The sequence below is a fragment of the Sideroxyarcus emersonii genome (assembly GCF_021654335.1).
Taxonomy (GTDB): domain Bacteria; phylum Pseudomonadota; class Gammaproteobacteria; order Burkholderiales; family Gallionellaceae; genus Sideroxyarcus; species Sideroxyarcus emersonii.
Genome location: NZ_AP023423.1, coordinates 113,679 through 137,709 on the forward strand (window position 1 = coordinate 113,679; position 24,031 = coordinate 137,709).

The 24,031-nt window shown below is 62.5% G+C and carries 25 protein-coding genes and 1 tRNA gene; 17 read left to right on the top strand and 9 right to left on the bottom strand.

Translation table 11 applies throughout. The features are described 5' to 3' along the window. The first annotated feature begins 108 nt into the window (after positions 1-108). From argS to L6418_RS00535, 7 genes are all read left to right on the top strand, one after another. A complete protein-coding gene (gene argS, locus L6418_RS00505; RefSeq protein WP_237247531.1) occupies positions 109-1,785 on the top strand; it encodes an arginine--tRNA ligase in 1,677 nt (558 codons plus the stop codon). An 18-nt stretch (positions 1,786-1,803) separates the two neighbouring features. Continuing rightward, positions 1,804-2,382: an SPOR domain-containing protein gene (locus tag L6418_RS00510; RefSeq protein WP_237247532.1), complete on the top strand. Its 579-nt coding sequence runs from the start codon at positions 1,804-1,806 to the stop codon at positions 2,380-2,382. 31 nt (positions 2,383-2,413) lie between these two features. After that, complete coding sequence (locus L6418_RS00515) at positions 2,414-3,031, top strand: thiol:disulfide interchange protein DsbA/DsbL (RefSeq protein WP_237247533.1); 618 nt, start codon at positions 2,414-2,416, stop codon at positions 3,029-3,031. Positions 3,032-3,074: 43 nt separating this feature from the next. Next, entirely contained in the window at positions 3,075-3,836 is a 762-nt protein-coding gene (locus L6418_RS00520; protein WP_237247534.1) for an SDR family oxidoreductase, read from the top strand. Positions 3,837-4,008: 172 nt separating this feature from the next. After that, entirely contained in the window at positions 4,009-4,518 is a 510-nt protein-coding gene (gene petA / locus L6418_RS00525; protein WP_237247535.1) for a ubiquinol-cytochrome c reductase iron-sulfur subunit, read from the top strand. A gap of 11 nt (positions 4,519-4,529) precedes the next feature. Then, positions 4,530-5,768 carry a cytochrome b N-terminal domain-containing protein gene (locus tag L6418_RS00530; RefSeq protein ID WP_237247536.1) on the top strand — a complete coding sequence of 413 codons (1,239 nt, stop codon included), beginning with the start codon at positions 4,530-4,532 and terminating at the stop codon, positions 5,766-5,768. Continuing rightward, the gene (locus tag L6418_RS00535; protein WP_237247537.1) at positions 5,765-6,406 is read left to right on the top strand and encodes a cytochrome c1; all 642 of its coding nucleotides are present in this window, start codon (positions 5,765-5,767) and stop codon (positions 6,404-6,406) included. The genes L6418_RS00530 and L6418_RS00535 overlap by 4 nt, the downstream gene beginning before the upstream one ends. Before the next feature lie 91 nt (positions 6,407-6,497). Here L6418_RS00535 and gatB read toward each other — a convergent pair whose 3' ends face one another. The 3 genes from gatB to gatC are packed head-to-tail and all read right to left on the bottom strand — an operon-like array spanning position 6,498 to position 9,757. After that, positions 6,498-8,000: an Asp-tRNA(Asn)/Glu-tRNA(Gln) amidotransferase subunit GatB gene (gatB, locus tag L6418_RS00540; RefSeq protein ID WP_237247538.1), complete on the bottom strand. Its 1,503-nt coding sequence runs from the start codon at positions 7,998-8,000 to the stop codon at positions 6,498-6,500. Positions 8,001-8,009: 9 nt separating this feature from the next. After that, positions 8,010-9,464, bottom strand: a complete 1,455-nt coding sequence (gatA, locus tag L6418_RS00545) for an Asp-tRNA(Asn)/Glu-tRNA(Gln) amidotransferase subunit GatA (RefSeq protein ID WP_237247539.1) — start codon at positions 9,462-9,464, stop codon at positions 8,010-8,012. Positions 9,465-9,469: 5 nt separating this feature from the next. Then, positions 9,470-9,757, bottom strand: a complete 288-nt coding sequence (gene gatC, locus L6418_RS00550) for an Asp-tRNA(Asn)/Glu-tRNA(Gln) amidotransferase subunit GatC (protein ID WP_237247540.1) — start codon at positions 9,755-9,757, stop codon at positions 9,470-9,472. Positions 9,758-9,846: 89 nt separating this feature from the next. Here gatC and L6418_RS00555 point away from each other — a divergent pair, with 89 nt between their 5' ends. The 7 genes from L6418_RS00555 to L6418_RS00585 are packed head-to-tail and all read left to right on the top strand — an operon-like array spanning position 9,847 to position 16,679. Beyond that, positions 9,847-10,890: a rod shape-determining protein gene (locus tag L6418_RS00555; protein WP_237247541.1), complete on the top strand. Its 1,044-nt coding sequence runs from the start codon at positions 9,847-9,849 to the stop codon at positions 10,888-10,890. 15 nt (positions 10,891-10,905) lie between these two features. After that, positions 10,906-11,823 carry a rod shape-determining protein MreC gene (gene mreC, locus L6418_RS00560; protein WP_237247542.1) on the top strand — a complete coding sequence of 306 codons (918 nt, stop codon included), beginning with the start codon at positions 10,906-10,908 and terminating at the stop codon, positions 11,821-11,823. Then, on the top strand, positions 11,820-12,338 hold the full coding sequence (mreD, locus tag L6418_RS00565; RefSeq protein WP_237247543.1) for a rod shape-determining protein MreD: 519 nt from the start codon (positions 11,820-11,822) through the stop codon (positions 12,336-12,338). Before mreC ends, mreD begins: the two co-directional genes overlap by 4 nt. Beyond that, positions 12,335-14,233: a penicillin-binding protein 2 gene (mrdA, locus tag L6418_RS00570; protein WP_237247544.1), complete on the top strand. Its 1,899-nt coding sequence runs from the start codon at positions 12,335-12,337 to the stop codon at positions 14,231-14,233. Before mreD ends, mrdA begins: the two co-directional genes overlap by 4 nt. A gap of 2 nt (positions 14,234-14,235) precedes the next feature. Further along, positions 14,236-15,336, top strand: a complete 1,101-nt coding sequence (gene rodA, locus L6418_RS00575; protein WP_408641565.1) for a rod shape-determining protein RodA — start codon at positions 14,236-14,238, stop codon at positions 15,334-15,336. A gap of 12 nt (positions 15,337-15,348) precedes the next feature. After that, complete coding sequence (locus tag L6418_RS00580) at positions 15,349-16,320, top strand: septal ring lytic transglycosylase RlpA family protein (RefSeq protein ID WP_237247545.1); 972 nt, start codon at positions 15,349-15,351, stop codon at positions 16,318-16,320. After that, positions 16,320-16,679 carry a DUF1304 domain-containing protein gene (locus L6418_RS00585; protein WP_237247546.1) on the top strand — a complete coding sequence of 120 codons (360 nt, stop codon included), beginning with the start codon at positions 16,320-16,322 and terminating at the stop codon, positions 16,677-16,679. The genes L6418_RS00580 and L6418_RS00585 overlap by 1 nt, the downstream gene beginning before the upstream one ends. Positions 16,680-16,743: 64 nt before the next feature. Here the strand turns inward: L6418_RS00585 and L6418_RS00590 are convergent, their stop codons facing one another. From L6418_RS00590 to L6418_RS00610, 5 genes are read right to left on the bottom strand one after another with little or no spacing between them, the layout of a single operon-like run. Further along, entirely contained in the window at positions 16,744-18,081 is a 1,338-nt protein-coding gene (locus L6418_RS00590; protein ID WP_237247547.1) for a class I SAM-dependent rRNA methyltransferase, read from the bottom strand. Continuing rightward, on the bottom strand, positions 18,078-18,977 hold the full coding sequence (xerC, locus tag L6418_RS00595) for a tyrosine recombinase XerC (RefSeq protein ID WP_237247548.1): 900 nt from the start codon (positions 18,975-18,977) through the stop codon (positions 18,078-18,080). Before xerC ends, L6418_RS00590 begins: the two co-directional genes overlap by 4 nt. After that, positions 18,977-19,597: a DUF484 family protein gene (locus tag L6418_RS00600; protein WP_237247549.1), complete on the bottom strand. Its 621-nt coding sequence runs from the start codon at positions 19,595-19,597 to the stop codon at positions 18,977-18,979. Before L6418_RS00600 ends, xerC begins: the two co-directional genes overlap by 1 nt. A gap of 29 nt (positions 19,598-19,626) precedes the next feature. Further along, complete coding sequence (gene dapF, locus L6418_RS00605; protein ID WP_237247550.1) at positions 19,627-20,457, bottom strand: diaminopimelate epimerase; 831 nt, start codon at positions 20,455-20,457, stop codon at positions 19,627-19,629. Positions 20,458-20,497: 40 nt separating this feature from the next. Further along, positions 20,498-20,914, bottom strand: coding sequence for a CoA-binding protein (locus L6418_RS00610; RefSeq protein ID WP_237247551.1), 417 nt, complete (start codon positions 20,912-20,914; stop codon positions 20,498-20,500). A gap of 111 nt (positions 20,915-21,025) precedes the next feature. Here L6418_RS00610 and L6418_RS00615 point away from each other — a divergent pair. Beyond that, positions 21,026-21,102, top strand: a tRNA-Arg gene (locus L6418_RS00615). A gap of 87 nt (positions 21,103-21,189) precedes the next feature. On the opposite strand, the gene L6418_RS00620 is transcribed toward L6418_RS00615, so the two are convergent. Continuing rightward, a complete protein-coding gene (locus L6418_RS00620; protein ID WP_237247552.1) occupies positions 21,190-21,372 on the bottom strand; it encodes a hypothetical protein in 183 nt (60 codons plus the stop codon). Between the two features lie 370 nt (positions 21,373-21,742). Between L6418_RS00620 and L6418_RS00625 the strand changes: the two genes are divergently transcribed. Next, a complete protein-coding gene (locus L6418_RS00625) occupies positions 21,743-21,958 on the top strand; it encodes a hypothetical protein (protein WP_237247553.1) in 216 nt (71 codons plus the stop codon). A 140-nt stretch (positions 21,959-22,098) separates the two neighbouring features. Then, positions 22,099-24,027 carry a lytic transglycosylase domain-containing protein gene (locus tag L6418_RS00630; RefSeq protein WP_237247554.1) on the top strand — a complete coding sequence of 643 codons (1,929 nt, stop codon included), beginning with the start codon at positions 22,099-22,101 and terminating at the stop codon, positions 24,025-24,027. Positions 24,028-24,031: the final 4 nt, after the last annotated feature.

A 24,031-nucleotide genomic window follows, 5' to 3' on the forward strand; every position in this document is an offset into this window, starting at 1 on the left:
ATCCCTGAAAATAACATTCGCCGTGCGCGTTTGCCCCACCCAAACCCTCCCCCGGAGGGAGCGGGGAAAACGAATCGCCAGGCGAATTCATGTTAATGGTGCTGCTTCATGTCTGCTGTCCTGAATTTCAAATCCCATCTGTCCGAACTGTTTGCGCAGGCGCTGCGCGAGGTGGCGCCCGAGCATGGCGGCGCGACCGTCCTCATCGAACGTCCCAAGCAGGCATCGCATGGCGATTACGCCTGCAATCTGGCGATGCAGCTGGCCAAGCCGCTGCGCAAAGCGCCGCGCGACATCGCGAACGCCTTGATCGCGGCGTTGCCGAAATCCGGCGTCATCGAGAAGGTGGAAATCGCCGGTGCGGGCTTCATCAATGTATTCATCACCACCGCCGCGAAGCAGGAGGTGGTACATGGCGTGTTGCAGGCAGGTGCGGGCTACGGCCATGTGCATGTCGGCGGCGGGCGCAAGGTGGGGGTGGAGTTCGTTTCGGCCAACCCGACCGGGCCTCTGCACGTCGGCCATGGGCGGGGTGCGGCGGTGGGCGATTGCCTGTGCCGCGTGTTGCATGCAGCAGGCTGGAACGTGACGCGCGAGTTCTACTATAACGACGCCGGCCAGCAGATCGACAACCTGACCCGCTCGGTGCAGCTGCGCTGCAAGGGTGTCACACCAGATCATCCATCGTGGCCGGAAGGCGGCTACCGCGGCGATTACATCGTGGATGTGGCGAATGCCTACATGGCGAAGGAGACGGTCGAGGCAGACGATCAGCACATCACCGGCAAGGGCGATGCGGACGACGCCGAGGCGATCCGTCATTTCGCGGTGGCCTATCTGCGCCGCGAGCAGGATCTGGACCTGCGCGCTTTCGAGGTGGAGTTCGATGTGTTCTCGCTGGAATCCGCGCTGTACACCGAGGGCAAGGTGGAAGAGACCGTGAACAGGCTGATCGCCAGCGGCCACACTTACGAGCAGGACGATGCGCTGTGGTTGCGCACCACCGATTTCGGCGACGACAAGGACCGCGTGATGCGCAAGAGCGACGGCGGCTACACCTACTTCGTGCCGGATGTGGCCTATCACCTGGACAAATGGCGGCGCGGTTTCGAGCGCGTGATCAACGAGCAGGGGTCGGATCACCACAGCACCATCACCCGTGTGCGCGCGGGCCTGCAGGCACTGGATGCCGGCATCCCGAAGGGCTGGCCGGACTACGTGCTGCACCAGATGGTGACGGTACTGAAGAACGGCGAGGAGGTGAAGATCTCCAAGCGGGCCGGCAGCTATGTGACGCTGCGCGACCTGATCGACGAGGTGGGGTGCGACGCGACGCGCTACTTCCTCGCCGCGCGCCATCCCGACTCGCAACTGGTGTTCGACATCGACCTGGCGAAGTCGCAGAGCAACGACAACCCGGTGTATTACATCCAGTATGCGCATGCCCGCATCAGCACGGTGCTGGCGCAATGGAACGGCGACCGCCTCGCGCTGCTGCATGCCGATGTCGGCGTGCTGGACAGCGAGTACGAGACGCAGCTGCTGCAGCGCATGATCGACTTTCCGCAGGTGATCGAGACCGCGGCCGAAGACCTTGCGCCGCACCTGGTGGCGTTCTACCTGAAAGAATTGGCGGCCGATTTTCACAGCTACTATAATGCCTCGCGCTTCCTGGTCGAGGACGAGAGGCTCAGGCTGGCGCGCCTGGCGCTGATCGCCGCAGTGGCGCAGGTGCTGAAGAACGGCTTGGCGTTGCTGGGTGTCTCGGCACCCGAAAAGATGTGACAACACAAAGGAAAGTACATGAGCGGGGATAAGGGCAAGGTAGTCGCCGGTGTGTTCATCGGCATGGTGCTCGGTATCGCGGCAGCGGGCGCTGTCGCGTGGTTCGTGCTGAAGAAGAACCCGACTGCGTTTATCAACAAGGAACCATCCAAACCTGCGCCGCAGGTTGCCGCGGTGCCGGCGAGCGCGCCGGCAGTGGTGGCGCCCGTCGCCGCTTCCGGTGTGGGCGAACCCAAACAGCATTTCGAATTCTACAAGGAGCTGACCGACAAGTCGGACGGTACCGCGCACAAGAGCAGTCCGAAGCCGGCAGTGAAACCGCCCGTAGCGCCGAGACCGGCACAGCCTCCAGCCGCCGCTTCCAAAGAGGTCTACTACGTGCAGGCCGGTTCGTTCCAGAACATCGACGACGCAGAGAAACTGAAAGCCAAGCTGGCCTTCTCCGGCTTCGAGGCCACCCTCCAGACGGTGAATCTGCCGGACAAGGGAGTATGGCATCGCGTGCGCCTCGGCCCGTATAACAGCAACGAGGCCGGCAGGACCGTCGCAACTTTGAAGCAGAACGGCATCATCGCCACCCAACAACGCGCCCAGTGAATGGGCGCAGTGAATCGATAAGGAGACGAGTATGAGATTCTTCAGGCAGATCGTTGCAGTGCTGGCATTGCTGTGCGCGACCTGGGCGCACGCCGAGGGCGGCTCTGGCTATACATTGCTGAGCCCGCCGCAACCGACCACCAGCGGCAAGAAAGTCGAAGTGCTGGAGTTTTTCTTCTACGGTTGCCCGCATTGCTATCACCTGCATCCGCTGCTGACCGAGTGGGAGAAGAAGAAGCCCAAGGATGTCGAACTGCAGTATGTGCCGACCATCTTCAATGCCGGCTGGGAGCCCATGGCTTATACGTTCTATGCGCTGGAATCCTTGGGGCAGCGCCAGCAGTTGCACGACGCGCTGTTTGAGGCATGGAACGTGCAGAACATCGACCTGAGCGACGAGGGCAAGATCACCGATTTCGTGGCGCGACATGGCGTCGATCCGGCCAAGTTCGGTGCGGCCTACAATTCCTTCTCGGTGCGGAGCAAGGTGGTGCGCAGCAACCAGATGGTGCAGAGCTTCGGCATCCGCGGTACGCCGACCATCGCGGTCGACGGGAAATACATCATCACCGGGCTGCAACCGGCAGACACCATCCGCGTGCTGGATGAAGTGATCAAGATCGCCCGCGCAGAACGCAACAGGCATTGATCGAACGCCGCTGTACGCGAACCACTGCTGCAGTGAGTGTCCCATGCTGAAGGTGGTGATCTCCGGCGCTTCGAGCGGCATCGGTCAGGCGCTCGCGCGTCATTACCTCGAACGCGGTGCAACGGTGGCCGCATTCGCGCGGCGCGGCGAATTGCTGCAGGCGCTGGCGGCGGAATTCCCCGGCAAGGTCCATGACTATGCGCTCGATGTGCGCGATGCACCCGCCATCCAGGCGGCGGCGCGCGACTTCATGTCGCATGTCGGCATCCCGGATATCGTCATCGCCAATGCCGGCGTGAGCCGCGGCACGCTGACCGAATATGTCGAAGACGAGGACGTGTTCCAGGACATCATGGACATCAACGTGCTCGGCATGGTCAAGACTTTCCAGCCATTCCTAACTGCAATGCGCCAAGCGCGCCGCGGCACCCTGGTCGGCATCGCCAGCGTCGCCGGCTTGCGCGGCCTGCCCGGTTCGGGCGCCTATTCGGCATCCAAGGCAGCAGCCATCACCTATCTGGAGAGCCTGCGCGTGGAACTGTACGGCAGTGGCGTGAGGGTCGTGACGATCAGTCCCGGATACATCAAGACGCCGATGACGGACATCAATACCTACCCGATGCCGTTCATCCTCGAAGCGCATGACGCAGCCCGCCGCATGGCGCGGGCCATCGAGCGCGGCACTTCCTTCGCCATCGTCCCGTGGCGGATGGGTCTGGCGGGATGGATGCTGAAGCGACTCCCCAACTGGCTTTACGACCTGGCTTTCAGCAAGGCGCCGCATAAGTCCCGCCATCCGGGATAAGACACATCTACCCCAAGGGGTTATAGCGCCCTGGCACAATGATGCTATAGAGTGCCCGGCAACATGGCACCGCAGGTCGTTACCGCCTTCCTCCTGTTCGTTGCAAGCACAGGTATGCGGGCGTAGAATTCACGCAAATTTAACAAACGGCAATAATCTCAAGGAGCGAAAGATGGAGAATGAGGCATTGAGCAGCAGCGACCGCCGAGATTTTCTGGTCAAGTTGACTTCCGTGGTTGGTGGTGCAGGTGTGGCGGCAACCTGTGTACCGTTCGTAGCAAGCATGAATCCCAGTTCCGATGTGTTGGCCAAAGCCGAGACCGAGGTCGATCTGTCCTCGATCCCGCCGGGCGGTTTGCGTACCGTCGCCTGGCAAGGAAAACCGGTATTCATCCTGCATCGCACGCCCGAACAGATCAAGGAAGCGGCAGCCTCCAACGGCGGCGGCGATCCTGAGCCGGACAGCAAGCGTGTCAAGAATCCGGAATGGCTGGTGGTGATCGGCGTCTGCACCCATATGGGATGCGTGCCGAACATGGAAGGGGCAGGCTGGGTGTGCCACTGCCATGGCAGCCAGTATGACGATAGCGGTCGCGTGACGCGTGGCCCCGCCCCGAAGAACCTTGAAGTACCGCCCTACCACTTCGTGGCGGAAAACAAGATAGTCATCGGCAAAGCCTAGGAGTCCTTCCCATGAAAACAAAAGTCATTAATTGGATAGATAAGCGTTTCCCGCTCACCAGCTTCGTCGAGCATGATCTGACAGGCTATCCCACCCCGCGCAATCTCAGTTACTGGTGGAACTTCGGTTTCCTGGCCGGATTCGTGCTGGTGTTGCAGGTCGCCACGGGCATCTTCCTGGCGATGCACTACAAGGCCGATGTGCTGATGTCGTTCGACTCCATCCAGCACATCATGCGCGATGTGAATTACGGCTGGCTGTTGCGGTACATGCATGCGATGGGTGCTTCGGCCTTCTTCTTCGTGATTTTCGTGCACATGGCGCGCACCCTGTATTACGGCTCCTACCGGGCGCCGCGCGAACTGCTGTGGTGGACCGGGCAGGGCCTGTTGCTGTTGCTGATGGCGACAGCCTTCATGGGATACCTGCTGCCGTGGGGGCAAATGTCCTTCTGGGGCGCGACGGTGATCACTAACCTGTTCCGTGCGACGCCGTTCATCGGTGACCAGGTGGTCGTCTGGCTCAGGGGCGATTACACCGTGGGCGATGCGACGCTGACGCGCTTCTTCTCGCTGCACTACCTGTTCCCGTTCATCATCATCGGGGCGGTGGTCGTGCACCTGGTGGCGCTGCACACCGTCAAGAGCAGCAATCCGAGCGGCATCGACCTGGCCGCCAAGGACAACATCCCGTTCCACCCTTACTTCACGATCAAGGACCTGTACGGTCTGGGGCTGTTCCTGATCCTGTACAGCGTGTTCGTGTTTTTCATACCTGACAGCCTGATCGAGCCGGCCAACAATATTCCGGCCAATCCGATGATGACGCCGAACCATATCGTGCCCGAATGGTATTTCCTGCCGTTCTACGCGATCCTGCGTTCAGTGCCGAGTCTGGTCGGCGGCGTGGTCGCGATGGCCGTGTCGGTGATCATATTCGCCTTCATGCCGTATCTGGACCGTTCGCGCATCCCCGGCGGGGCGCGTTACCGTCCCATTTACCGCCTGCAGTTCTACCTGTTCCTGGCGGACATGCTGGTGTTGGGCTATGTCGGTTATGTACCGCCGACCAGCCAGACTATCGTGATCGGGCAAGTGGCTACGCTGTGTTATTTCGCTTCGTTCCTGGTCATTCCGTTCATCTCGAAGATGGAAGAACGCTGGCTGGTCAAGCGCGGCTTGCCGCCGGCAGTGATGAGCCTGATGGAAAGCGAAAGCCAACAGAAAAGCAAGAATGGAGGTAAGCAGTGAAAAAGCTCATGACAATACTGGCTTCATGCTGCATCGCCACGTCGGTGTTCGCATCCGAAGCGGAACTGGAGACGGTCAAGGTAGGTAACGATGTGCAGACATTGACGCGCGGCGCAGACGCGCTGATGACCAACTGTCATTCATGCCACAGCCTGAAATACGTCAAATACAGCGACCTGGTTGCAATGGGCGTGGACAAGAGCAAGGTGGATGCGTGGCGCGGCGATCAGCCGCTCTCCACCCCCCTGCTTGCGCAGATGCCGGAGGATGCCGCCATCCAGTCGTTCGGCAAGGCACCTCCCGACCTGAGCCTGATGGCGAAAGCGCGCGACGGCGGCGTGAACTATGTCTACTCCTACCTGGTGGGCTACTACGTCAGCCCGGAAGGGGTGACGGGCAACCATTATTATCCGCCGACCAAGATGCCCGACATTCTGGGCATCAGCACGGCGGCCGGGGAAGCGCAGCGTACCGAGATCCATAACACTGCCCGCGACATCGTCTCGTTCATGTCCTGGGCGGCCGACCCGCACGCGCAAGAGCGGATTCGCCTTGGTTACTATGTGATCGCGTACCTGATCGTGCTGACGACGCTGCTGTATCTGGTCAAGAAACGCGTCTGGTCGAAATTGAAATGAAGTGAGCGTTCGGGGCGGGCCGTGCGGAGGATCGCGGGTTCGCCCTGAATACAGCCTGCCGTCTGCAGGCGGCAGGAAAACTGGCGGGCGCTCAGCCCGCCAGTTTTTTCTTGAGGACGTCGTTCAGCTGCGCCGGGTTCGCCTTGCCCTTGCTGGCCTTCATGGCGATACCGACGAAGAAGCCGAACAGCTTGTCCTTGCCGCTGCGATATTCCGCGACCTTGTCGGCATTGGCGGCGATGATCTCGTCCACCAGCGCTTCGATGGCGCCGCTGTCGGAAACCTGCTTCAACCCCTTGGCCTCGATGATCGCATCTGCTGTGCCGCCCTCCGCCCACATGGTGCGGAACACTTCCTTCGCTCCGGAGTTGGAGATGGTGCCGTCGGCGATGCGCTGCAGCATGCTGCCCAATTGCTGCGCGCTGATCGGGCACTGGCTCATGTCCTTGCCATCACGGTTCAGCTGCGCACTGACTTCGCCGATGATCCAGTTGGCGCAAAGCTTTGCTGCGTAAGGCTCAGCAGAAGGAGCGGCACCAAGATTAATGGCACTGCGAACTTGCGAAAATAATGTATTAACCGAGCTCTCGAAGAAATCTGCTATCTCCCGCGAGGCGGTGAGAATGCTGGCGTCATAGGCGGATAGACCGAGGTCGTTCACATAGCGCGCCTGTTTGGCCTGCGGCAGCTCGGGCAAGGTGCCGCGCACCCGCTCGATCCACTCGCTGGGGATTTCCAGCGGCAACAGATCCGGATCGGGGAAGTAGCGGTAATCGTGCGCGTCTTCCTTGCTGCGCATGGCGCGCGTCTCGCCGGTGTCCGGGTTGAACAGCACGGTAGCCTGCTGCACCTTGCCGCCGTTCTCGATGGTGTCGATCTGCCATTGCACTTCGTAGTCGATGGCCTGCTGCATGAACTTGAACGAGTTCAGGTTCTTGATCTCGCGCCGCGTACCCAATGGCTGACCGGGCTTGCGCACCGACACGTTCACGTCGCAGCGGAACGAGCCCTCCTGCATGTTGCCGTCGCAGATGCCGATCCAGCGCACCAGCGTGTGCAGCGCCTTGGCGTAGGCCACCGCCTCGGCCGCAGAACACATGTCCGGCTCGGACACGATTTCCAGCAGCGGCGTGCCGGCGCGGTTCAGGTCGATGCCGGTCATGCCATGGAAATCTCCGTGCAGCGACTTGCCCGCATCCTCTTCCAGGTGGGCGCGGGTGATGCGCACCGTCTTCTCATACGGCTTGGCGTTGCCGGACAGCGGCTCGACCTGGACGGTCAACGCGCCTTGTCCCACCACGGGCAGATCGAACTGGCTGATCTGGTAGCCCTTGGGCAGGTCGGGGTAGAAATAATTCTTGCGTGCGAACACCGAACGCGGCGCGATGTGCGCCCCGGTGGCCAGGCCGAACTTGATCGCGCGTTCCACCGCACCCTTGTTCAGCACCGGCAACACGCCGGGCAGTGCCAGGCTTACCGCATCGGCCTGTGTGTTCGGCTCGGCACCGAACGCGGTCGAGGCGCCGGAGAATATCTTGCTGTTGGTCGAAAGCTGGGTATGCACTTCCAGCCCGATGACGATTTCCCAGGTCATGATGTTTCCTTACAGCCCATGCGGCGCGCGATTATGCCAATCCGTCGCCAGTTGGTATTGGTGCGCCACGTTCAGCATGCGCGCTTCGTCGAAATAATTGCCGATGATCTGCAGGCCCACCGGCATGTTGTTTTCGCCGAAGCCGCAGGGGATGGACATACCCGGCAGGCCGGCGAGGTTCACCGCGATGGTGTAGATGTCGGACAGGTACATCTGCACCGGATCGTCGCCCTTCTCGCCCAGCTTGAAGGCGGTGGAGGGCGAGGTTGGTCCCATGATCACGTCGCATTGCTTGTACGCTTCAGTGAAGTCCTGCGCGATCAGGCGGCGGATCTTCTGCGCCTGCAGGTAGTAGGCATCGTAGTAGCCGTGGCTCAGCACATAGGTGCCGATCATGATGCGGCGCTTTACTTCCGCGCCGAAGCCTTGTGCGCGGCTCTTCTCGTACATGTCGGCGAGGTCGCTGTATTCCGGGGCGCGGTAGCCGTAGCGCACGCCGTCGAAACGCGACAGGTTGCTCGATGCTTCCGCCGGGGCCAGCACGTAATACACCGGCACCGACAGCCTGGAGTTGGGCAGGCTGATGTCGACGATGGTGGCGCCGAGTTTCTTGTATTCGGCGATGGCGGCTTCCACCGCCTTGGCCACGTCAGCGCCCATGCCCTCGGCGAAGAATTCCTTGGGCAGGCCGATGCGCAGGCCGCTCAGCGGTTTGTTCAAGTCGCGGGTGTAGTCTTCCCTGGCACGCTGCAGGCTGGTGGAATCGCGCTCGTCGAAGCCGGCCATCACGTTCATCATCAGCGCCAGGTCTTCGGCGCTGCGCCCCATCGGGCCGGCCTGGTCGAGGCTGGAGGCGAAAGCGATCATGCCGTAGCGCGAGCACACGCCGTAGGTCGGTTTCAGGCCGGAGATGCCGCACAGTGCGGCCGGCTGGCGGATGGAGCCGCCGGTGTCGGTGCCGGTGGCCGCCGCGCACAGACGCGCCGCCACGGCTGCCGCGGTGCCGCCCGAGCTGCCGCCGGGCACGCGCGCGGTATCCCAAGGGTTCTTCACCGGGCCGTAATGCGAGGTCTCATTGCTTGATCCCATGGCGAATTCGTCCATGTTGGTCTTGCCGAGGTTGATCGCGCCGGCCCTGTTGAATTGTTCGATCACGTGCGCGTCGTAAGGCGAGACGAAGTTGTGCAGCATCTTCGACCCGCAGGTGGTGAGCCAGCCCTTGGCGCAAAAAATGTCTTTTTGCGCGATGGGGATGCCGGTCAGCGGCTCGGCCGTGCCGGCAGCGAAACGCGCGTCGGCGCCGCGCGCCTGCGCCAGCGACATCTCCGGATTCAGCGTGACATAGGCGTTGAGTTGCGGATTCAGCGTGGCGATACGGTCGAGGTAGCCCTGCGTCAGTTCGACGCTGGAGATCTTCTTGGCGCGCAGAGCGGCACCGAGCTGGGCGAGGCTGGAATGGATCATGGTGTTTACTCGATGACCTGCGGAACCAGGTACAAACCCTGCTCCACTTGCGGGGCGACGGCCTGGAAGGCGGCGCGTTGATCGGTTTCGGTGACTTTGTCCTCGCGCAGGCGCTGCGCCAGGTCCTGGCTGTGCGACATGGGCTCAACGCCTTTAGTATCAACGGCCTGCATTTCGGCGATGAGGCCGAAGATGTTGTTCAGTTGAGCCTGGGCGGCTTGGAGTTCCTGCTCGTTCATCGCCAGCCGGGCAAGGCGGGCGACTTTTTCGACATCGGCTAAACTTAAGGACATAAACGGGTTTAATGCTTTATCAAATCAGGCGCGATAGAGTATCATAAAGCGCTTCTTGGGCGCATACCTTCTACCTTTCAGGACCTGACATGTTAAGTTATTTCAACGGCTATTTTTCCAACGACCTCGCTATCGATCTCGGCACGGCGAACACACTGATCTGGTTGCGCGGACAGGGGATCGTGCTGAACGAGCCGTCCGTTGTGGCCATCCGCCAGGAAGGCGGTCCCAACGGCAAGAAAGTCATCCAGCAGGTCGGTCTCGCCGCCAAGCAGATGCTGGGCCGTACGCCCGGCAACATCACCGCCATCCGTCCGATGAAGGACGGCGTGATCGCCGACTTCACCGTCACCGAACAGATGCTCAAGCAGTTCATCCGCCGCGTGCACAAATCCAGCATCTTCACGCCCAGCCCGCGCATCGTGATCTGCGTGCCCTGCGGCTCCACGCAAGTCGAGCGCCGCGCCATCCGCGAATCCGCCTATGGCGCCGGTGCGCGCCGCGTCGAACTGATTGAAGAACCGATGGCTGCGGCGATCGGCGCCGACCTGCCGATCGAGGATGCCACCGGTTCCATGGTGGTGGACATCGGCGGCGGCACCACCGAGGTGGGCGTGATCTCGCTGGGTGGCGCGGTGTATTCCGGTTCGGTGCGCGTCGGCGGCGACAAGTTCGACGAAGCCATCATCAACTACATCCGCCGCAACTACGGCATGCTGATCGGCGAGAGCACCGCCGAGATGATCAAGAAGGAAATCGGTTCCGCCTTTCCGGGCAGCGAAGTGCGCGAGATGGAAGTGAACGGCCGCAACCTGGCCGAAGGCGTGCCGCGCAGCTTCACCATCTCCAGCAACGAGATCCTCGAGGCGCTGACCGATCCGCTCAACAACATCGTCAGTGCGGTGAAGACTGCGCTGGAACAGACCCCGCCTGAACTGGGCGCCGACATCGCCAGCAAGGGCATGGTGCTGACCGGCGGCGGCGCGTTGCTGCGCGATCTGGACCGTCTGCTGATGGAAGAGACCGGCCTGCCGGTGGTGATCGCCGACGATCCGCTGACCTGCGTGGTGCGCGGCTCGGGCAAAGCGCTCGAGCGCATGGATAAATTCAACAACATCTTCACCAGCGACTGATCCCGCGGTAGCGCATTGGACGATACCCGCACCCTCCGGTTCTTCAATCGTGGCCCCAGCCCGGCCGCGCGTCTCGTCTTCTTCAGCCTCCTTTCCCTGCTGCTGCTGTTCGTCGACGCGCGCTACCAGTACCTGGAGTCGACGCGCAAGGTGCTGGCCGTGATCATCTACCCGGTCCAGCGCCTGACGGCCTTGCCCGGCGAGACCATGGGGCGTATCGCGGTCTATTTCGAGACGCAGGAACATCTGCTGGAAGAGAACGCGCAACTGCGCCAGCAGCATGACGCCGATGCCGCGCAATTGACCCAGCTGCGCGCAGTCCAGGCCGAGGACGAGCAGCTGCGTACCTTGCAGGAACTCAAGCAGCGCGCCAATTACCCCATGCAGATGGCCGAGATCGCCTATGTCGAGCGCGACATCTTCAAGCGCAAACTGTTCGTTGACAAGGGCTCGCAGGCCAACGTACAGGCCGGTCAGGTAGTGGTGGACGACAAGGGCGTGGTGGGCCAGATCACCCGCGTCTATCCCTGGCTGTCCGAAGTGACGCTGGTCACCGACAAGGATCATGCCGTGCCGATACAGCTGTTGCGCAACGGCTTGCGCGCGGTGGTGTTCGGCTCCGGCGACATCGGCGAGATGTCGCTGCGCTACATGCCGGTGAGCTCGGATATCGTGGTCGGCGATGTGCTGGTCACCTCGGGTATTGACGGCACCTACCCGCCCAACCTGCCGGTGGCGCAAGTGGTCAAGATCGAGCGCGACCCGGCCTATCCGTTCGCCCGCATCGTCTGTGTGCCGCTGGCCGGGGTCGACCGCCATCGCGCCCTGCTGATCGTATCCGGGCTGCCCCAATTGGCCGAGCATCCTGCCGCCACCGAAACGAGCGATGAGCCCGAGCGCGCCAGGAAGAGATTGAAACGGAGGAAGCAGTGAGTTCCAACCTGCCCAAAGACCAGGAGTTCCTGCTGCCCGCGAGCACCAGCTTCATCGTGTTCAGCCTGTTCGTGGCGGTGATGCTCAACTGGCTGCCCTGGCACGGCTGGGCGCTGGCATTGCGCCCCGATTTCGTGGCGCTGGTGCTGTTGTACTGGTGCACGCACAAGCCGCATCGCGTCGGCGTGGGCATCGCCTGGCTGGTCGGCATCTTCGCCGACGTGGCGGATGCCAGCCTGTTCGGCCAGCATGCACTGGCCTACACGGTGCTGGCCTTCGGCGGCATCGTGCTGCATCGCCGCGTGCAGATGTTCGACCTGCGCCAGCAGGCCATGCACGTGTTCCCCATGCTGTTGCTGAGTTATGCCGCCTATGCTGCCGTGCACTGGCAGGTGCGCGGCTATGTGGTGTGGGAATACTTCCTCGGCAGCGCGGTATCGGCGCTGCTGTGGATCCCGATGACCCTGCTGCTGCAATCCCTGCGCCGCCCGCGCCGCGATCCGAACGAACTATGAATCGTTACGTCGAGCTGAAGAACCATCAGCGCGAAATCTATTATTTCCGTTTGCGGTTGGTGTTGAGCCTGGGTTTCGTGGCAGTGATGCTGCTCATCCTGCTGCTGCGCTTCTTTTACCTGCAGGTCTTCCGCCACGACTACTTCCACACGCTGGCGGACAGCAATCGCATCTACGTCGTGCCCATTGTGCCCAACCGCGGCCTGATCCTGGACCGCAACGGCGTGGTGATGGCGCAGAACTATTCCGGCTACACGCTGGAGATCGCGCCGGCCAAGGTGACCGACATGGACGCGCTGATCGCCGAACTTTCCAAGCTGGTCGAGATCACGCCCAAGGACATCAAGCGCTTCCAGAAACTGCTGACCGAACGGCAGACGCTGGAGACCATGCCGATACGCAGCCAGCTGAGCGACGAGGAAGTGGCGCGCATCTCGGCACAGCAGTTCCGATTCCCCGGCGTGGAGATCAAGGCGCGCCTGTTCCGAGAATATCCGTACACCGACCAGACCTCGCACCTGATCGGCTATGTCGGCCGCATCAACCAGAAGGACATCGACCAGCTGGAAGAGGACGATGCGGTATCCAACTACCTCGGCTCCGATTACATCGGCAAGACCGGCATCGAGCAGAGCTATGAGAGGGATCTGCATGGCAAGACCGGTTTCGAGCAGGTCGAGGTGGATGCCGGCGGGCGCGCGGTGCGCGTGCTGTCGCGCACCGCGCCGCAATCCGGCAGCAACCTGATGCTGACGCTGGACGCGAAGCTGCAGGAAGTGGCGGAGAATGCGTTCGGCGAATATCGCGGTGCACTGGTGGCGCTCGATCCCACCAATGGCGAAGTGCTGGCCTTCGTCAGCAAGCCGGGCTACGACCCGGGCCTGTTCATCGACGGCATCGATACCGACACCTGGGACGAGTTGAACAACTCGCCCGACACGCCGCTCAACAACCGCGCCCTGCGCGGCCAATACCCGCCCGGCTCGACCATCAAGCCTTTCATGGCGCTGGCGGGGCTGTATTACGGCACGCGCTCGCCCACGCGCAGCATCAGCGATCCCGGCTATTACCTGCTGCCCGGCAGCCGGCACCAATACCGCGACTGGAAGGCCGGCGGGCATGGTGCCGTCGACATGTTCAAATCCATCGTCATCTCCTGCGATACCTACTTCTACGGACTCGCCACCGAGATGGGCATCGACAACATGCACAGCTACCTGGCGCGCTTCGGTTTCGGGCAGAAGACCGGCCTCGATATGGAGGGCGAGACTTCCGGCCTGTTGCCTTCGCCAGAATGGAAAGCCAAGCGTTACCAGCAGGTTTGGTATCCGGGAGATACCGTCTCTGCCGGCATCGGCCAGGGCTACAATCTGGTCACCCCGGTGCAGCTGGCATTCGCCACGGCGATCCTGGCCAACGACGGCGTGGCGTTCCAGCCGCACCTGGTGCGGGAAACGCGCCCAGCCAGCGGCAGCCCGGTGTTGACCATGCCCAAGCAGTTGTTCGACCTGAAGATCGATCCCGCAAACCTCAAGCTGGTGAAAAGCGCGATGGAAGCCGTCACCAAACCGGGCGGCACGGCGGCGGTCGCCGGCTACGGCGCTCCCTATCGCCTGGCGGGCAAGACCGGGACGGCGCAGGTGATCGCCATCAAGCAGGGTGAAAAATACGACGCGAAGAAGATCTCCGAATACAACCGCGACCATGCCTGGTTCATCGCCTTTGCGCCGGCCGACAAGCCGCGCATCGCGATGGCGGTGCTGGTCGAGAACGGCGGACACGGCGGCACCACCGCCGCGCCGATCGCGCGCAAGGTGATGGACTATTACCTGCTCGGCAAGATACCGCAGCCGCTGCAGACGGTGACGCAGAAGAGCGGGGAGCAGAGCGACTGAACATGAACGCGCGACAACTCAAACAACGGCTGATGCAGAATCTGGACCCCGTGCTGCTGGGCGCACTCGGGGGATTCGCGCTGGTCAGCCTGGTGCTGCTGTACAGCGCCAGCGACGGCAACTGGCTGCGCGTGCTGGCGCAGGCCGGCAACATCGCGGTTGCGTTCACCGCGATGTGGCTGGTAGCCAGCATGCCGCTGCACTACCTGATGCGCGCTGCCGTGCCGATGTATGTGTTCGGCCTGCTGCTGTTGCTGCTGGTGATGACGCCGCTCGGTGTGGCCAGCCACGGTGCCACGCGCTGGCTCAACATCGGCGTGGCGACCATCCAGCCGTCCGAACTGATGAAGATTGCGGTGCCGCTGATGATGGCCTGGTATTTCGAGAAGAACGAGGCCGTGCTGAAACTGAAGAACTATTTCGTTGCCGCCATCCTGCTGCTGGTGCCGGTAGCGCTGATTGCGAAGCAGCCCGACCTGGGTACAGCCATTCTGATCGGTGCGAGCGGATTCTATGTGCTGTTCCTCGCCGGCCTGTCCTGGCGGCTGATGATCGGCGGTGCACTGGCGGCGTTGGCCAGCGCCCCGTTCCTGTGGTCGGCGATGCACGACTACCAGCGCCACCGCATCCTGATGCTGCTCGACCCCTCACAGGACGCGCTGGGCAAGGGCTACCACACCATCCAGGGCATGATCGCGGTCGGCTCCGGCGGTATCCTCGGCAAGGGCTACATGAACGGCACCCAGACGCACCTGGATTTCCTGCCGGAACGCACCACCGACTTCATCTTCGCCGTCTGGTCCGAAGAGTTCGGCCTGATCGGCAACCTGTTGCTGCTGAGCCTGTATGTCTTCGTCATCGGCCGCGGCTTCATCATCACCGCCAACGCCTCCACCTATTTCACCCGCCTGATGGCGGGCAGCATCACGCTCACCTTCTTCACCTATGCCTTCGTCAACATGGGTATGGTCAGCGGCATCCTGCCGGTGGTGGGCGTGCCGTTGCCGCTGATCAGTTACGGCGGTACGTCCATGCTTACGCTGATGCTCGGATTTGGTATCCTGATGAGCATCCAGACCAACAAGAAACTCGTTAAAACCTGAGGGGAGCCGATAATGAAAACAAGGTCGTTGCTGGTGCTGTTCGCCGCGTTTGCCGTGAGCGCCTGTTCCACCACACAGAAGTCCGAAACGCAAAGCGCCGCGCCCGTGGTGGATGCCATCTCCGGTCCCAGCGGCAAGGCGGCGCATGCCGCCAGCGGCACGGCAGCGCCGGCGGCGGGCAGCGGTGGCTACCTGCCCGGCGACGGCCCCGGCACCGATGCACCCAACCTCGACAACATTCCCGATGCGGTGCCCAAGGCCGAACCGCTGCACCGCTACGCCAATCGACCCTATTCCGCGCTGGGCAAGACCTACACGCCGCTGCAGGCCCCCGGCAACTACAAGCAGCGCGGCATCGCCTCCTGGTATGGCAAGAAGTTCAACGGGCAACGCACTTCCATCGGCGAGATCTACGACATGTACGGCATGACTGCCGCGCATCCCACGCTGCCCATCCCCAGCTATGCGCGCGTCACCAATGTCGCGAACGGCAAATCCGTGATCGTGCGCATCAACGACCGCGGCCCGTTCCTGCATGAGCGCATCATGGACCTGTCTTATGCCGCCGCCTACAAGCTCGGCTTCGTGAACAACGGCAGCGCCGAAGTGGAAGTCGAGAGCATTGCCGTCGACGGCAATGCGCCCGTCATGGCCGCCGCCGAGCCATCGCCGGTCAAGGTCGAACCGATCACGGTGACCCCCATCGCGGCGACCGCCCCCAGCCTGCCGGTGGAGACCGCAGGCGCAGCCAGCGGCAAGGTCTTCCTGCAGCTCGGTGCGTTCAAGTCGGCGCAGGGCGCGGAAAGCTTCCTCGCCAAGATGCGCGCCGAACTGGGCGACGGCGGCAAGGCGCTCACCCTGTACCAGAAGCAGGGCTTGACCCGCGTGCACATGGGGCCTTATGCGAATGAGAACGAAGCGCGCAATGCGGCCGGCAAGCTCGCGTCGACACTGGGCTTCAAGCCCTTCGTGAGCCTGCACTGATGCATACCGCCGCCAACATCGCGGTTGGCATCGTTGCACTCATCCACGTCTACATCCTCGTGCTGGAGATGTTCCTGTGGGAGAGCCACACCGGGCTGCGTGCGTTCGGCTTCACCCGGGAATTCGCCGCCGCCACCCGCATTCTCGCGGCGAATCAGGGCCTGTACAACGGCTTCCTCGCGGCGGGATTGTTCTGGTCGCTGCACACGGGGGATATCCACGTGCAACGGTTTTTTCTCGGCTGCGTGGTGACGGCCGGTTTCTACGGCGCGATTACAGCGAATGCCAGGATATTGTGGGTGCAGGCAGTACCGGCGGTGGTGGCGCTGGTGTTGGTGGGGTTGGCGCCGGCCTATTGATGTTCGGGGCCGTTCACCCTTCGACAGGCTCAGGGCGAACGGTCCGAGATACCCGGCGAATGGCCTAAGCAACGCGTAACACCAACCCCTTTAAATACGCCCCCTCCGGAAAGCTCAGCAATACCGGATGATCCGCCGCCGCATGCAGCTTCCTCACGATCTGCGCATCCACCCCGGCATCCAGTGCGGCCCCCGCAATGATCTTCTGGAACAGGTCGTCGCTGATGCCGCCCGAACAGGAGTAGGTGAACAGCAGGCCGCCCGGTCGCAATAATTTGAAGCCGAGCAGGTTGATGTCCTTGTAGGCGCGAGAGGCCTTCTCGGCGAAAGCTGCGGTGGGTGCGAACTTGGGCGGGTCCAGGACAATCAAATCGAACTTCCGGTTCTGGTCGCGCAGTTTGCGCAGCGCATCGAACACGTCGGCGCATTGCCATTCGGTGCGCGATGCATCGAGTCCGTTCAATTCCACATTGCGCTGGGCGAGTTGCAGGGCTTCCTGCGAGGAGTCGATGGACAGCACCAACTTTGCACCGCCGCGCAACGCGTACAGCGAGAAACCGCCGGTGTAGCAGAAGCAGTTGAGCACGTCCTTGTCCTGTGCCAGCGTGCCGGTCAGCGCACGGTTGTCGCGCTGGTCGAGGTAATAGCCGGTCTTCTGTCCTTCCGCCACGTCAACGGTGAAGCGTATGCCATGTTCAACCACTTCGACGTTTTCCGGCAGCGTGCCGCGTACTGCGCCGTTGCGTTTGGGCAGGCCTTCCAGTTCGCGGCCGTCGGAATCCGAGCGTTCGTAGATGCAAACGGGTGCGCACAGTTCCTGCAGGATGTCGGCCAGCGTGTCGCGCCAATGTTCGGGGCCGGCACTGCCCAGTTGCATCACCAGCACATCGCCGTAGCGGTCGACGATGAGGCCGGGCAGCCCGTCCGATTCGCCGTGGATCAGGCGCATGCCGTTGCTGTCGCGGTCGAGGCCGAGCGTGCGGCGTGCTGCCAGGGCATTGGCGATGCGGTTGCGGAAGAAGGTCTGGTCGATGACCTCCTGCTCCCGCCACGACCACACGCGTGCGGCGATCTGCGAGTCGGCGTTGTAGGCTGCCCAGGCGAGGAAATTGCCGGCGGCATCGCGTACCGGCACGGTGTCGCCGCTGGCTGGCTTGCCGTCGATGTATTCGATGGCGCCGGAGAATATCCACGGATGGCGGCGCAGCAGGGATTTCTCGCGCTCTGCCTTCAGAATGATGCCGGGCCTGGCCGCAGGATTTCCTGTCCGGGGGGATGACGCGGTTTGTCTGGCAGGTGTTTGCCCCTGTTGCTTGCTGCGCTGCACGCGCTTGCGGAAATCCTTGCCGCCCTGCGATTGGCGGTGCGGGGTGGAAGACGATCTTGGTTTTGTCTGGCTCATGTTTTCTTCTTGGCGCGCGGATGTGCCCCGTCGTAGATCTTGGCGAGGTATTGGAAATCGAGGTGGGTGTAGACCTGCGTGGTGGAGATGCTGGCGTGTCCCAGCATCTCCTGCACCGCGCGCAGGTCGCCCGAGGATTGCAGCACATGCGTGGCGAAGGAGTGGCGCAACAGGTGCGGATGCACGCCGCTGGCGATGCCTTGCGTGATGCCGCGCTGGCGCAATTGCAGCTGCACGGTGCGCGGGCTGATGCGCGCGCCGTTCTTGCCGACGAACAGGGCGGTCTCATCCGGTTTGGCGACCTGGTCGCGTACCGTCAGCCATGCCTTCAGCGCATCGATCGCATGGCTGCCCAGCGGCACGATGCGGGTCTTGTTGCCCTTGCCGGTGACGCGCACCGAGGCGTCGGCAAAATCCATGTCGACGGGATCGAGGCTGACCAGTTCGGCGAGGCGCAGGCCGGACGAGTAGAGCAGCTCGAACATCGCCTTGTCGCGGGCGTCCAGCGGTGTCTCCACCGGCATCTCCACCAGTTTCACCGCCTCGTCGGGCGAGAGCGCATGCGGCAGGGTCTTGGGCGCTTTCGGCGCGCGCAGGCCGACGCAGGGATTGCTCTTGCAGCCGTGGTCGCGCATCAGGTAGCTGTAGAAACCGCGCCACGCCGAGAGCACCCGCGCCAGCGAACGCCCGCCGAGGCCGCTGCCGTGCAGCTGCGCGATATAGCGGCGGATGTGGTGGCTCTTGAGCTCGGCCAGCGGCGTCGCGCCGGCCAGCGCCAGCAGGCGGCGGATGTCGCGCGCATAGTTCTCGGCGGTGAGCGGGGAATAGCCGCGCTCGTTGTTCAGGTAGGCGAGGTAGCCTTGCAGTGTGGCGGGGACGTGTTCTTCAGCGGGCATCAGACATGCAGGTTGAACGTGCTGCCCAATATCTCGGCGATGCGCTGCAGGAACAGCGTGCCCATCTCCGGGTAGAAGCGCTGCTTGTCTTCGCTCGCCAGGATCAGCAGGCCGATGGTCTGGCCGTGGGCGCGCAACGGCAGGTAGGCGAAGGAATGCAGGTGCTCGGCGGCTTCGCCGAACCAGGGCAGGGTGTCGTGTACCGCATGGTGGGTGCAGACCGGCTGCTTGTGCTGATCGGCGAACGCCAGCACTTCGGAGCTGGGCGGCTCGTCCTTCCACAGGTGCAGGGCGACGTGCGGGACGGCGAAGATGTCGCGCAGGTTGTGGACGATCAGGTGTTGCAGGGTGGCGCGGTCGTGCGGGCCGAACAGCGCGCAGGTGAACTGGTGCACCTTGAGCTGCAGTGCATCGTTTTCCTTGGCGAATTCCAGCAGCTCGTGCAGCTTCCTTTCCAGCTCCTTCACCCGTTCGCGCAGGGTCAGCAGCTGGCGCTCGGACAGCGAGATCGTGCGTCCGCCGTGCGGATGCGGCAGGTTGATCTGCGACAGCATCTCGGCATGGTCTTCGAAAAACTGGGGGTTGTCCTGCAGGTATTGCGCTACGTCTTCCGCTCTCATCCGGCCACCTCTATCAATCCAAATTCCGTCTACAAGTTGATCTCGCCCTCGAACACCGTGATGGCCGGGCCGGTCATCAGTACGGGAGAATGTTCGCCCGCCCAGGTGATGCTGAGGGTGCCGCCGCGTGTGGCGACGTGTACCGAGTTGTCCAGCAGCCTGCGGCGGATGCCGGCAACCACGGCGGCGCATGCGCCGGTGCCGCAGGACAGGGTTTCGCCTGCGCCGCGCTCGAACACGCGCAGCTTGATGTGCTCGCGATCGACGATCTGCATATAGCCTGCGTTCACGCGCTTGGGGAAGCGCGGATGCGTCTCGATCAGGTGGCCCTGGGTCGAGAGCGGCGCTGTCTCGATGTCGTCGACCACTTGCACGGCGTGCGGGTTGCCCATGGAAACGGCGGTGATCTGCACGGTCTCGTTGCCTACCTGCAACGGCTGGATCGCATCCTGGCTGTCGCTCACGAAGGGGATCAGTGCAGGCTCGAAGATCGGTGCGCCCATGTTCACGGTGACGCGCCCGTCGTCTTCCAGGCGCGGAGAGATCAGCCCGCTTTTGGTCTCCACCACGATCTCGCGCTTGCTGGTGAGCTTGTGGTCGTGCACGAAACGCACGAAACAGCGCGCGCCGTTGCCGCACTGCTCAACCTCGCCGCCGTCGGCATTGAAGATGCGGTAACGGAAATCGGCGTCCTCGCGCGGGGTTCTTTCCACCAGCAGAATCTGGTCGCAACCGATACCGAAATGGCGATCCGCAATATAGCGGACCTGCTCCGGCGACAGTGCGATCTGCTGGCGCACCCCGTCCAGCACCACGAAATCGTTGCCTGCGCCATGCATTTTGGTGAATTTGAGGGTCATGGTTATACGGTTGCGGTTGCCTGCGCCAATTATACGGCGTTCATGCGCATAACTGTGTGTGGTCGCGGAACATGCATCTGTCCATCACCACGGTGATGCCGGCCTGCCGGGCCCGCGATGCGGCTTCTTCGTGCACCACGCCGTCCTGCAGCCACAGCCTCCTGATGCCCAGCCTGATGCAGCTGTCCACGATGGCGGGTACATGCTCCGGCGCGCGGAAGACATCCACGATATCCGGCACTTCGGGCAGGCTCTCCAGGTCGGGATAGGCTTTTTCGCCCAGCACCTCGGTCACCAGGGGGCGGACCGGGAAGATGCGGTAGCCGAAGCCCTGCAATGCCTGGGCCACATGGAAGCTCGGCCGTCCCGGATTGGGGGAAAGCCCCACCACGGCGACGGTATGCACCTCGTGCAACAACTGGCAGATTTGTTCGGCGCTGGGATTGGCGTGGCTCATGGCGCGTACGATAGCATTTTTTGCCGCCACCGGCGCGGGCGGGGCGGGCGCATTGTTTTCGCAGGGATGCGTTGCGAGCGGCAAAAAACGCTATACTGCGCGCCGTTCAAAGCGCCCGTAGCTCAGCTGGATAGAGTATTGGTTTCCGAAGCCAAGGGTCGTGGGTTCGACTCCCGCCGGGCGCGCCAGTCAAGGTTAAAAGTGGGCACCCTGAATCAGGTGCCCATTTTCATTTGGCACCGCTCCAATGCGACGCAGTCTACCTTGTGCAGCTGCTACATCACGGAATCGTAGTAGCCGTGCATAGAATCGGGATCGTATGCCTGATGCATCGAAAATTCCTCGGCATATATATCCTTGGCGATCTCCGCGCGGCTGCGCTTGTCGGGCGCCCCCAGGAACAGCAGAGCGCTTACGATCACGTAGGTGATGTATTTCACTGTCGGCATGCTTTTCATGATTCCTCCTGTTCAAAATTAAAGATGAGGCAGGCATGAACAGACCCAGCAATTGTTATGCCATTGGGGGAACCGGGTGGTGCAGGAATGCGCCCCGCAGGAATCGAGCAGCGAAAGCGGCCGCATTGCCTGCCCGGTCGGGTATGCGGGTATTTACGCGCGGGAAGCGGCAGGGTCCAGGCCTGCATGCCTGAAACAGGTTGCCCGCAGCGCGTCTCGCACCGGCTTAGTGAGAAGCGGCTGGCAATGCACCAGAATGCATCCATTGCCCGGAGATATCCATTCCGGGCGCTAAACTTTTCCTGCCCAAGGTCGATACCTTATTTACCGGGGGCGAATTCTTCGATGCTCCGCGATAAGGAGGTGTGTCATGGCTGTCGTGATGAACATGAGCGGGTACGAAATCGGGCATGAAGCCGCTGCGACCGAGGAATATGGCGACGAAGTGATGTGCGCGGGATGGAATCCTGAATTGGCACTGATCGGCGACAGGGGGATTGCGGAAAAACATGCGGCATTCCCGCCCGAAATGGCGCAGGTGGATGTCGAGGCCTTTTTGCAGAAAATGTACCGCTACCAACGCTAGCATCGTGTCCTTACGCGCATGTCCCGGGTCCGGGGCATGCCTGCTGCAAAGCCTTGTTTGGCGCCCTGTCCGGGCCTTCTGCGCAACCTGCCGCCTGGCGCTCTGTGATATTCTCCGCCTAGCCTATCCTGAGTTTTTCCATGAGATTCGTATTGCTCCTGTTGCTGGCGCTGCCCGCGTGCGTGCTGGCCGACCAAGAAAACGATTTCCGTGCTGCCCGCGAAGCGTTGCGCGTCGGCAATGCGGCGCGCCTCGACAAGGTAGCGGAGCACCTCAGGGATACCCCGCTGGAACCCTATGTCACTTACTACCAGTTGCGCATGCACTGGGGGGTGAAAGCCACGCCGGCGATAAAGGAATTCCTGGCGCGCACCAACGAATCTCCGGTGGTCGACCAGTTCCGCGGCGAATGGCTCAAATACCTGGGGCAGCACAAGAGCTGGGACGAATTCGCGGAAGAGTACCCGCGTCTGGTGACCGTCGACGACGAATTGACCTGTTACGCTTTGCAGCTGCGCGAGCAGACCGATGCGGCAGGCGCCTTGGCCGAGGCCCGCAAATTGTGGTTCAACGGCGACGAGATGCCGGACAGCTGTACGCCGCTGTTTGCCGATGCGATGAAGCAGGGCGTGATCGCCGAGGCTGATGTGTGGCAGCGCATGCGCCTGGCGCTGGAGAACAACGATGCTTCGCTGGCCAGGGAGCTGATCAAGAAGTTGCCCAAGGCGCAGATGTTTCCCGCCGCCGAGTTGAGCATGGCGGCGCGGAACCCGCGGCGCTACCTGGAAAAGACCAAATTCGAGAATGCCGGCACGGGCCGGCGCCTGGCAGCCCTGTTTGCCCTGCAGCGGCTGGCCAGACAATCGCCGCAGATCGCCTTTGCGCGGTGGGAGCATATCGCCAATTATTTCACCGAGGAGGAGCAACGCTATTTCTTCGGCTGGCAGGGTTATGCCGGGGCGCTGGCGCATGACGAGCGGGCGCTGACCTGGTTCTCGGTGGCGGGGGATGCGGCGCTGAATCCGCGGCAGCTGGCCTGGCGCACCCGTGCCGCGTTGCGTGTGCAGAACTGGCGCGAGGTGTGGGAAAGCATCAATGCGATGACGCCGCAACAGCAGGCCGAAGGGGTGTGGCGCTACTGGAAGGGCCGCGCGCTGAAGGTGCTGGGCCGGCCCGACGAGGCGGAAGCGTTGTTCACCGAATTGAGCCGCGAATACAATTTCTACGGCCAGCTTGCTGCCGAGGAGCTGGGTGCCGCACCGGGTTCCGGCATGAGCGCGGCGCACTTCCTGCCCAGCGAGGTTGACATCGAGACGATGCAGGCGCTGCCCGCGATACAGCGCACGCTGCTGCTGTACCGCATGGACATGCGCACCGAGGCCGCCAAGGAATGGGCATGGGCAACGCGCAACTTCAGCGACCAGCAACTGCTGGTCGCCGCCGAAGTGGCACGCCGCAACGAGATGTACGATCGTTCCATCAACGCGGCCGACCGCACGGTGCAATTGCACGACTTCAACCTGCGCTATCCGACGCCGTACCGTGAGAACCTGCAGGACAACCTGCACAAGCATGGACTGGAGGAAGCCTGGGTGTACGGGCTGATGCGGCAGGAAAGCCGGTTCGCCACCAAGGCAAAATCCGACGTCGGCGCGGCGGGTCTGATGCAGATCATGCCCGACACGGCGCGCTGGGTGGCGCGGCAGATCGGCATGAAAGGCTACCGCAAGGGGCTCATCCACCAGCTGGACGTGAACATCAAGCTGGGCACCTATTACATGAAAACGGTTTTCCGCCAGTTCGACGACAACCCGGTGCTGGCCTCCACGGCCTACAATGCCGGCCCCACCCGGGCGCGCCAATGGCGCGGCACCCAGCCGCTGGAGGGGGCGATCTATGTCGAGACCATCCCGTTCGACGAGACGCGCGATTACGTGAAGAAGGTGTTGAGCAACACCATGTATTATTCCAAGCTGTTCGGCCAGACCTCGCAATCGCTCAAGCAGCGGCTGGGCGTGATCGAGGCGGCCACTGACAAGAACCAGAAGTTCCAGCGCGATGAGAGATGACGGC